Source organism: Pseudomonas sp. BF-R-01 (assembly GCF_019946615.1).
GTDB classification, from domain to species: Bacteria; Pseudomonadota; Gammaproteobacteria; order Pseudomonadales; family Pseudomonadaceae; genus Aquipseudomonas; species Aquipseudomonas migulae.
Genome location: NZ_JAGYFX010000161.1, coordinates 1 through 8,999, shown reverse-complemented (window position 1 = coordinate 8,999; position 8,999 = coordinate 1). Strand labels below are relative to the sequence as shown.

Below are 8,999 nucleotides of genomic sequence, written 5' to 3'. Positions count from 1 at the left end.
GGCGTCGTGTCAGTCAACATCAATGCTGAATGATACGACGCTTTCGCGGGCAAGCCTCGCTCCTACAGGGATTCGCTCAATGGCCGGAGGCCGCGGGCCCGGCCTTTGCCGCAAACGGCGGTTTCGCCAGCCACACCAGCACGATCAACCCCATGAACGCCCATCCCAGCAACGTGAAGTAATCCACGGTGGAGAGCATGTACGCCTGGCTGGTCAGCACATGATCGAGCTGCGCATACGCCGGGTTGTTCGCACCGCCCAGCGCATTCAGGGCCTCGCGGGTCGCCGGTTCGTAGGTGCTGATGCTCTCGCTCATGTACGCGTGATGCTGATCCGCCCGGCGAATCCAGATCCACGTGGTCAACGACGCCGCAAAACTGCCGCCCAGTGTCCGCAGGAACGTCGCGAGGCCCGCGCCATCGGCAATCTGGCTCGGTGGCAGGTCCGACATCAAAATGCTCAGGGTCGGCATGAAGAACAGCGCCACGCCAATGCCCATGAACAACTGCACCAGGGCGATGTGCTGGAAGTCCACCTCGTTGGTGAACCCGGCGCGCATGAAGCAGCTGAGGCCAATCGCCAGGAACGCCAGGCCTGCCAATAGCCGCAGGTCGAACTTGTGCGCGTACTTGCCGACAAACGGCGAGAGGATCACCGGCAGAATCCCGATCGGCGCCACCGCCAGCCCGGCCCACGTTGCCGTGTAGCCCATCTGCGTTTGCAGCCATTGCGGCAGGATCAGGTTGATGCCGAAGAACCCGGCGTAACCCAACACCAGCACAATCGTGCCGATGCGGAAGTTGCGATACGCAAACAAGCGCAGGTTGACCACCGGGTGTTTGTCGGTCATTTCCCAGATCACGAACACCGCCAGCGCAATCGCGGAAATGGCCGCGCCGATGAGGATGAAATTCGATTCGAACCAGTCGAGGTCGTTGCCCTTGTCGAGGATCACCTGCAACGCGCCGACACCGATGATCAACGTGATCAGGCCGACGTAATCCATTGGCTGATAACTGGTCACCACCGGCCGCGCCTTGAGCTGCGAACGCACCACCATCACCGCGAAAACCCCGATTGGCACGTTGATGAAGAAGATCCACGGCCAGCTATAACTGTCGGTAATCCAGCCGCCCAGAATCGGCCCGGCAATCGGCGCCACCACCGTGACCATCGCCAGCAACGCCAGGGCCATGCCGCGCCTGGCCGGCGGATAAACCGCGATCAGCAGCGTCTGGGTCATCGGGTACAACGGCCCGGCCACCAGACCTTGCAGCACCCGAAAGCCGATCAGCTCCGGCATCGAGGTGGAAATGCCGCAGAGAAACGAAGCCAGCACAAACAGGATCGTCGCCCACAGAAACAGTTTCACTTCGCCAAAGCGCCGACTGAGCCAGCCAGTCAGCGGCAGCGCAATCGCATTGCTCACCGCAAACGAGGTGATCACCCAGGTGCCCTGCTCCGAACTCACGCCCAGGTTGCCGGAAATCGTCGGCAACGCCACGTTGGCGATGGTGGTGTCGAGCACTTGCATGAAAGTCGCCAGCGACAGGCCGATGGTGCTGAGCAGCAGGCTGGGCGGGGTGAAAGACGCGTTATTGCTCATCGCGAATCCTTTGAAACCTGATGGGCGCTGCGCCCATTAAAGACGCAGCTGACCTTGTAGGAGTGAGCCTGCTCGCGATAACGGTGGCTCATTCAACAATGATGTTGAATGTTAATCCGCCATCGCCAGCAAGCCGGTCTCGCTCCCACAGGGTCGGTGTCATGGCGAATCAGCGTTGCGCGGTTTTGCTGACCGCTGCGCTGTTGTCGTGGATCAACTGCGTGATCATCGCGTCGGCCTCGGCCAACTGACGGTCGTAGACGCTGGTGCTGAACGACGCCTTTTGCGGCGGCTGTTGCGCCAGCACCGGGCCGCTCTGGTCGCGCAGGTTCACATCGACCTGAGTCGACAGGCCCACGCGCAACGGGTGCTTGGCCAGTTCTTCGGCGTTGATGTGAATCCGCACCGGCACACGTTGCACGATCTTGATCCAGTTCCCGGTGGCGTTCTGCGCCGGCAGCAGGGCAAACGCGCTGCCGGTGCCAGCGCCGAGGCTGTCGATGGTGCCGCTGAATTTCACGTCGCTGCCGTACAGGTCAGCCTGGATATCCACCGGTTGGCCAATGCGCATGTCGCGCAGTTGGGTTTCCTTGAAGTTGGCGTCGATCCACAACTGATCCAGCGGAATCACCGCCATCAGCGCGGTGCCCGGCTGGACCCGTTGACCGAGTTGTACCGAGCGCTTGGCGACGTAACCGGTCACCGGTGCAATCAGAGTGCTGCGGGAATGGTTCAGGTATGCCTGGCGCAGTTGCGCGGCGGCCGACATCACGTCCGGGTGCGACGACACCACGGTGTCATCCACCAGGGCGCTGGTGGTTTTCAGCTGCTGTTTGGCGTTGGCCAGGGCGTTTTGCGCCGAGGTCAGGTCATCGCGAGCGTGGGACAGTTCTTCCTGGGAAATCGCCCCGCCCGCCGCGAGATTTTTCCGGCGATTGAAGTTGTCCTGGGCCTTCTGCACTTCCGCCTGCTGGGCATTGACCTGGGCTTTCATGCCGTCGACGTTGCTGTACAAGCCGCGCACCTGACGCACGGTGCGAGCGAGGTTGGCCTGGGCACTTTGCAGACCGACTTCGGCGTCGTTCGGGTCGAAATTCACCAGCACCTGGCCTTCATGGACCAGGTCGCCGTCATCAGCGCCAATGCTCACGACGGTGCCGGTGACCAGCGGCGTGATTTCCACCACGTTGCCGTTCACATAGGCGTCGTCGGTGCTTTCGTTCCAGCGCCCGAAGAATTCGTGATAACCCCAGACGCCGACACCGGCGAGGACCACCACGATGGCCAGGACCACCAGCATGACTTTGCGTTTGCGCGGGTTGCTGGTGTCTGGACTGTTGTCAGTGGTTTGAATGTTTTGTGCAGTGGCCATGACCATTACCTTGAATTAGTTGTGCTGCGTGGCTGGGGTTGCGTTGGCCGCGGTCAGGGTTTCGCCCTGAAAACCGCCGCCCAGCGCCTGCATCAGTTGGATCGACAGGTCGATCTGCTCGGCATTCAGGTTGGCCAGCTGACGCTGGGCCTGGAGCAATTGCTGCTCGATGCTGAGCACGTCCAGGTAGTTGCCGATGCCGGAACCGTACCGCTGGACCACGGTGTTGTAAGAATCCTGGGCAATGTCGGTGGCGTGCTGCTGAGCGCCGATCTGCCGGCCGATGTCACGCAACTGGTTGATGGTGTCGCTGACATCACCGAGGGCTTTCACCAGGCTTTTGTTGTACTGCGCAACGGCGAGGTCGTAATCGGCGTCGCGGGCATCGAGGTCGGCGCGCAGGCGGCCGCCGTCGAAAATCGGCAGGGAAATGGTCGGTGCGATGTTGAAGAATCGACTGGCCGAACCGAACATCGCGTCGCCCAGCAACGACTCGGCACCGGCCGCCGCGCTGAGGTTCAGGTTGGGATAGAACCGGGTCTTGCCGGCGTCGATGTTCTTGCTGGCCGCCTCGACCCGCCAGCGCGCGGCCACCAGATCCGGACGACGACCGAGCAACTCGGCGGGCAGGACCGACGGCAATGCGACGGCGCTGGCCTGAAGAATCTTCGGCCGGGCGATTTCGTTGCCGCGATCCGGGCCTTTGCCGAGCAAGACCGCCAAGGCGATTTTCGCGCTTTGCAGGCGTTTCTCGGCGTCGATCAGGCTGGCTTCAGACGTGGCTTCCAGGCTTTCGGTTTGCTGGAACTGGTACTGGCTGTCGATCCCGGAACTCAGGCGACGCTGGCTCAGGTCGAGCATTTGCCGGGTGCGCTTGAGGTCTTCGTTGGCGAGGTCATAAACGATGTGCGCCTGCCCCAGATCGCTGTAGGCGCGGGCGACGTCGGCAGACAACGTCAGCTGCGCGGCCTGTTGATCGACTTCGGCAGCCCGGGCTTGGCCCAACGCAGCCTCCCAGGCGTCGCGCTGACCGCCCCAGAGGTCGAAGTTGTAATTGAAACTGGCGCCGATGTTGCGCACGGTGGAGTAGGCATCGCCCTCGCCCCTCGGGTCTTGATCCCGGGCCAGACGCGAACGGCTGACGCCGGCGCTGGCATCGAGGGTCGGCATCCGCGCGGCGTCGGCGGCATACGCGGCGGCGCTGGCCTGATGGGCGCGGGCGTCGGCGATCTGCATGTCGGGGCTGTCGTGCAGGGCTTCGCGGATCAGACCGTCGAGCTGCGGGTCGCCGAGGCTTTTCCACCAGTCGCTTTTCGGCCAGGCCGCAGGCGACAGGGTCACGCCGCTGAGGGATTGCCCGGCCTTGAGGTCTTTCGCATCGAGGCTTTTGCCTTCGGTGGTCAGGCCGCTGTAGCTGGCGCATCCGGCCAGGGTCATGGCCGCGAGCACCAGGCTCAGGCCGGCGCGCAAGGTTTTGCTGCTCATTTGTCACCTACCCGCAGCAGCGTGATCGAGTCACCGGCTGCCACCAAAATTTTCTTCAGGATCTGTTCCAGGGTTTTCAGCTCATCCGGAGTGATCGCACCGGCCAGTTCGTTCATCGCGTCGGCGCCGATCACCGGCAAGCGGTCAGCCAACTGCTGGCCTTGCTCAGTCAACACAAGCTGCACCTGACGGCGGTCCGCTTCGGAGCGTTGGCGGGCGAGGAAACCTTTCTGTTCCAGACGATCGAGCATGCGGGTCATCGAACCGCTGTCGAGTGACAGGTGCCGGCACAGCTCGGCCGGGGTATCGACGCCGTATTGGGCGATGATGATCAGCACTTTGAACTGCGCGGCGGTGATGCCGTGGGGTTCCATGTGCGTGTCGATGATCCGGTCCTTGAGCAGCGCGGCGCGCCCGAGCAGGAGACCGAGATGGCAGTTCTTGAATTCGTCCGGGGTGAAATGTTTCATCTGACCACCAATTAGCTGCCTAGGCAGAGAATGTATGTCGAGATGTTACTGCCTAGGCAGCCAATGTCAACGTAATAGTTAGGTTGCTTTGTATTTAGTGGATAAATGGAGTTTTGCAGGTGGGTTTTGTGGGGGGGGGAGTCGATTGCTATCGCCAGCAAGCTGGCTCCTACAGGGGCCGCGTTGATCTTGCGGTCTCTGTAGGAGCCGGCTTGCCGGCGATTGGGGCGACTCGGTTTTTCTGAAGGAACGGGGTTTAGAAATCCCGCTTGTAGAAGATATCCAGCGAACTGGCCACGCCACCCGCCGCTTCGAGGTACACCTTCTTGCTCAGCTTGTAGCGCAGGGCAATGGTGTTGGCCGGCTCAAACACGCCAACGCCATATCGCAGGCTGAGCTTCTCGGAGATATTGCCGCTGGCGACCACACTCGTCGTATTGCCGCTGCCCTCGGTATCGAGCTGGAAATCCTGAATCCCCAGATCGCTGGCCAGTTTGCCGGTCACCCCGGCACTGCCCATCAGGCCCAACCCCAGCGCGGCCTGCGCCAGCATGTTGTTGTCTTCACCGGTGGTGCTCAGCGGACGCCCGAGCACCAGATAGGACAAGGCCTGTTCCTGGCTCATCGCCGGCTCGGAGAAGATCTGCGTGGCCGGCTGCTCGGCGCTGCCGCTCAGGCGAATACCGGCGATGACGTCGTCGGTCTGGCGAATCGCCTCGATGTCCAGGTACGGCTGATCGATCGGGCCGGCAAACAGCAAACGCGCCCGACGCACTGTCAGCCGCTGGCCGTAGGCCCGGTAACGCCCGTCGTTGAGCCACAGCTCGCCGCGGGTGTCCATGTTGTCGCCGATGTGCACGTGCCCTTGCAGGTTGGCGGTCAGGCCAAACCCGGCGAAGCTGAGTTTGTCTTCGCCGACCGCCACGTCGATGTCCATTTTCATCGCCAGCGGCGGTTTGCCCTCTTCGGTCTGCGCGCCAATGATCACCGTGTCATCAGAGACCTTGACCGTCGATGGCGGCAACTCGCGCACGGTGATTTCGCCTTTCGGCACCAGCACTTTGCCAGCGATGGCCAGCTCGTCGCCCTTCATCGAAATCTTCAAGTCCGGCGCCACTTCGAGCTTGGCGTACGGTTCGACAGTGACCGGCAATTGCGTGCCTTTGAGCGCCAGGTCCACCACCAGCGCCTGACCCCAGGCGATGCTGCCGGTCAAGCTGCCCTGCCCGCTCTTGCCGCTTTTCCAGCCACCGTTCAACTGCACAGTTTCGCCGGCGATCAGCGCTTGAAGCTGCAACGCTTCAAGGTCCATCGGCAATTCAGGACCGGAAATCTCGCCGTCGCTGAGCAACAGGTTGCCGTTGACCAAAGGCGCCAGCAGCCCACCGGAAATCGTGCCGCTGCCATTCAGGCGTCCGGTGAGTTTCTCGACCATCGGCACAAACGGTCGCGCCACGGACAGGTCAAGGCCATTGAGGCGGAACACACCGGTCAGCGGTTTGTTCTTCGGCAATGGATTGATCTGCGCCTGCACACTCAATTCGCCGAGCTTGCCGCCGACGAAGTTGAGGTCGGTGTCGATGCGCTTGGGCGTGAGTTTGCTGGTGAGTTTCAGGGTCTGGTAGGGGAAGTCCAGCCACTGATCCTTTTCCTTGATGCGCAGGGTGCCGCCGCTGGCATCGAGGCTGATCTGGCCGTTCGGGCCGCTGGCCGGCAGGTCCAGTTGCAGATCGGCATCAAGCCGGCCCTTCCAGGCGAAATCCTTCGGCAGCCATTGCGCAAGGCTTTCAATCGGGAATTGCTTGAGGTGATAACGCAACTTCGGTTCCGGCATCAGGCGCTGGTCTTCACCGCACAAACTGGCCGGGCCGGACATCCAGCAATGGGCGCCGAAGTTGATTTTGCCGTCCGCCAGCCGTTCGAGTTTCGCCGGGTTTTGCAGCTTCCAGTCCTGGCCACCGGCCTGAATGTCACCGCTGGCCAAACGTCCGCGCCAGTTGCCTTTGTCCAGATTGCCGTCGAGGCCCAGGGCCAGTTTCAGTTGCGGGCCTTGCAGGTCGAGTGTCAGTTTCTGGTTTTTGATATCGCCCTGACCGCTGGCCGTCAGCGTGCCCAGCGACGTGTCGCCGGTCTGAATGCCGCTGCCCTTGAAGTCGATTTTCGCCCGTTGCGCACTGTCGAGGGTCGCGTCGAGGTTCAGGCTTTGCAGGCGATTATCTTCGAACGCCAGTTGCGTGCCTTGCAGCCCGAGCTTGCCTTGCGGTGCCTTGAGCGTGCCGGCGACATCGACGCGACCATTGAGCTGGCCGCGCAGTTGCGGCCACAGCTGCGCCAGGCGCGACAGCTTGATGTCGATCTGGCCGGCGAGTTTCTGTTGCAGGCTGCCCTTGCCGGTGATGCTGTTGTCACCGAGGCGGATTTGCAGCGCGCTGAGGTTCCATTGCTCGCCGCTGCCATCGGCCTTGGCTTGCAGGATGGCCGGCTGGCCACGCAGTTTGCCCTTCAGATCAAGGTCCGCGTTCAGGCTGAGTTTTTCATTCTTCATCTCGCCTTTACTGCGCAACGGTCCGGCCAGGGTGCCCGGCAATTCCGCGACCCAGTACGCCGGGTTGATCGCCGAGAGGTCCAGCGCGGTGTCCCAGGCAATGCCATCGGCAAATTGCAGGTTCAGGTGGCCTTCGGCCTTGCCCTGCCCGGCTTCGAGCTGGATTTGTTGCAGGTAGATTTTCGTCAGGTCGCCGGCGAACGGGCTGCTCAGGCTGAACGCCCCGGCCGGGCCATCCAGTGCAGCCTTGAAGTTGCCGAGGTATTTGCCGTCGGTGTAGGAGACTTCGCCGTTGAAGCTGCGCAACGCCACTTCAGGTTCGTCGATCAGCGGATAGAGCCGGTGCCAGGGGAAATCCAGCCAGTCGATTTTCGCCGTGGCGTTCAGGCCTTTACTCCAGTCCAGAACACCCGTGAGTTTGAGACTTTGCTTGTCGTTGGCGGTCAGGTCCAGCGCAGCGATCTGTGCGCCGTTGGCGTCGACTTTACCTTGCAGCATCAGTGCAACCGGGCCTTGCTCAGCGGGCAGCGTGGCGTTGCCGCGCAACTGGTAGCCGTTTTTCAGGTCGCCGTCGCCGGTCAGTTCAAGCTGATTGAGTTGCAGGGTGTCTGGCAGGTCCGCACTGGGTTTGAAGCCGTCGGCGGTGATCCGCACCTTGGCCGGCAAGTTGTCCACCAGCGGCTGCAACTCGCCGCTCAGTTGGCCGTTCAGGTAACCGCTGCTGTCGGCGGTGAGCTTCAGGGTTTTCAGCAGGTCGCCGTTGATTTTCAGCGCCAGCGCCCAGGGCTCGGGCGCCGGCAGGGTCAGTTTGCCCTCAGCCTTGAGCGGCCAGTTGCCGTTGGGTTGCAGGAGGCCGGACAGATTCAGGCTTAGGTCGTCGCGTTGCAGTTGCACCGAGTCGATCTGCATCCCCTGCTCGGTCCAGTGCGCCGCCAGTTGCAGGCCTTTGAGTTCTTCGCTGCCGTTGAACAGCAAGCTGCCGACCTGCACGTCGCCCAGCTCGATGGCCAGTGGCAATTTCAGATCCGGCAAGGTGATCGGTCCGCTGCTCTGCTCTTCAGGACCCGGCGGAAATTGCAGGCTGACCTGATCGGCTTTCAGTTGCTCGATGCACAGGGTCATGCGCGTCAGGCACAACGGCGACCAGGCGAAAATCACCTTGCTCAGCTCAACCCGGCTGGTGTCCTGCTGCCAGACCAGATGATCGGCGCTCCACTGACCACCCAAACGGCCCTGGAAATTCTCGACCGTCAAACCCGGCACAAAGCCGAGCGCCCAGCGGCTGCCCGTCGCGGTGCCCAGCACCGTGGTCACGGTCAGCAGCACCAGCATCAACAGCGCCAGAATCGTCAGCAGCGTTACTTTCAAACCACGCTTCACAGCTCAGGCCCCATGGAAAAGTGCAGTCGTATGCCGCCGTCGTCGTCCATCGCGTGGGCCAGGTCGAGGCGAATCGGCCCCACCGGTGACACCCAGCGCACGCCGATACCGACGCCGGTCTTGAGATCAGGCAGTTCGAGT

The 8,999-nt window shown here is 62.2% G+C and carries 6 protein-coding genes; all 6 read right to left on the bottom strand.

The genetic code is table 11. From position 1 onward, the window contains the following. Positions 1–76: 76 nt before the first annotated feature. Positions 77–1,606: a DHA2 family efflux MFS transporter permease subunit gene (locus KGB27_RS30000; protein ID WP_008032779.1), complete on the bottom strand. Its 1,530-nt coding sequence runs from the start codon at positions 1,604–1,606 to the stop codon at positions 77–79. Positions 1,607–1,775: 169 nt separating this feature from the next. After that, on the bottom strand, positions 1,776–2,978 hold the full coding sequence (locus tag KGB27_RS29995) for an efflux RND transporter periplasmic adaptor subunit (RefSeq protein WP_207286673.1): 1,203 nt from the start codon (positions 2,976–2,978) through the stop codon (positions 1,776–1,778). A 15-nt stretch (positions 2,979–2,993) separates the two neighbouring features. Then, complete coding sequence (locus KGB27_RS29990) at positions 2,994–4,463, bottom strand: efflux transporter outer membrane subunit (protein ID WP_008045129.1); 1,470 nt, start codon at positions 4,461–4,463, stop codon at positions 2,994–2,996. After that, positions 4,460–4,933: a MarR family winged helix-turn-helix transcriptional regulator gene (locus KGB27_RS29985; RefSeq protein ID WP_008032787.1), complete on the bottom strand. Its 474-nt coding sequence runs from the start codon at positions 4,931–4,933 to the stop codon at positions 4,460–4,462. The genes KGB27_RS29990 and KGB27_RS29985 overlap by 4 nt, the downstream gene beginning before the upstream one ends. A gap of 256 nt (positions 4,934–5,189) precedes the next feature. Next, positions 5,190–8,858, bottom strand: coding sequence for a translocation/assembly module TamB domain-containing protein (locus tag KGB27_RS29980; RefSeq protein ID WP_223557302.1), 3,669 nt, complete (start codon positions 8,856–8,858; stop codon positions 5,190–5,192). Beyond that, on the bottom strand, positions 8,855–8,999 hold a 145-nt coding region (locus tag KGB27_RS29975; protein WP_223557303.1), incomplete at its 5' end, for a BamA/TamA family outer membrane protein. The genes KGB27_RS29980 and KGB27_RS29975, both read right to left, overlap by 4 nt.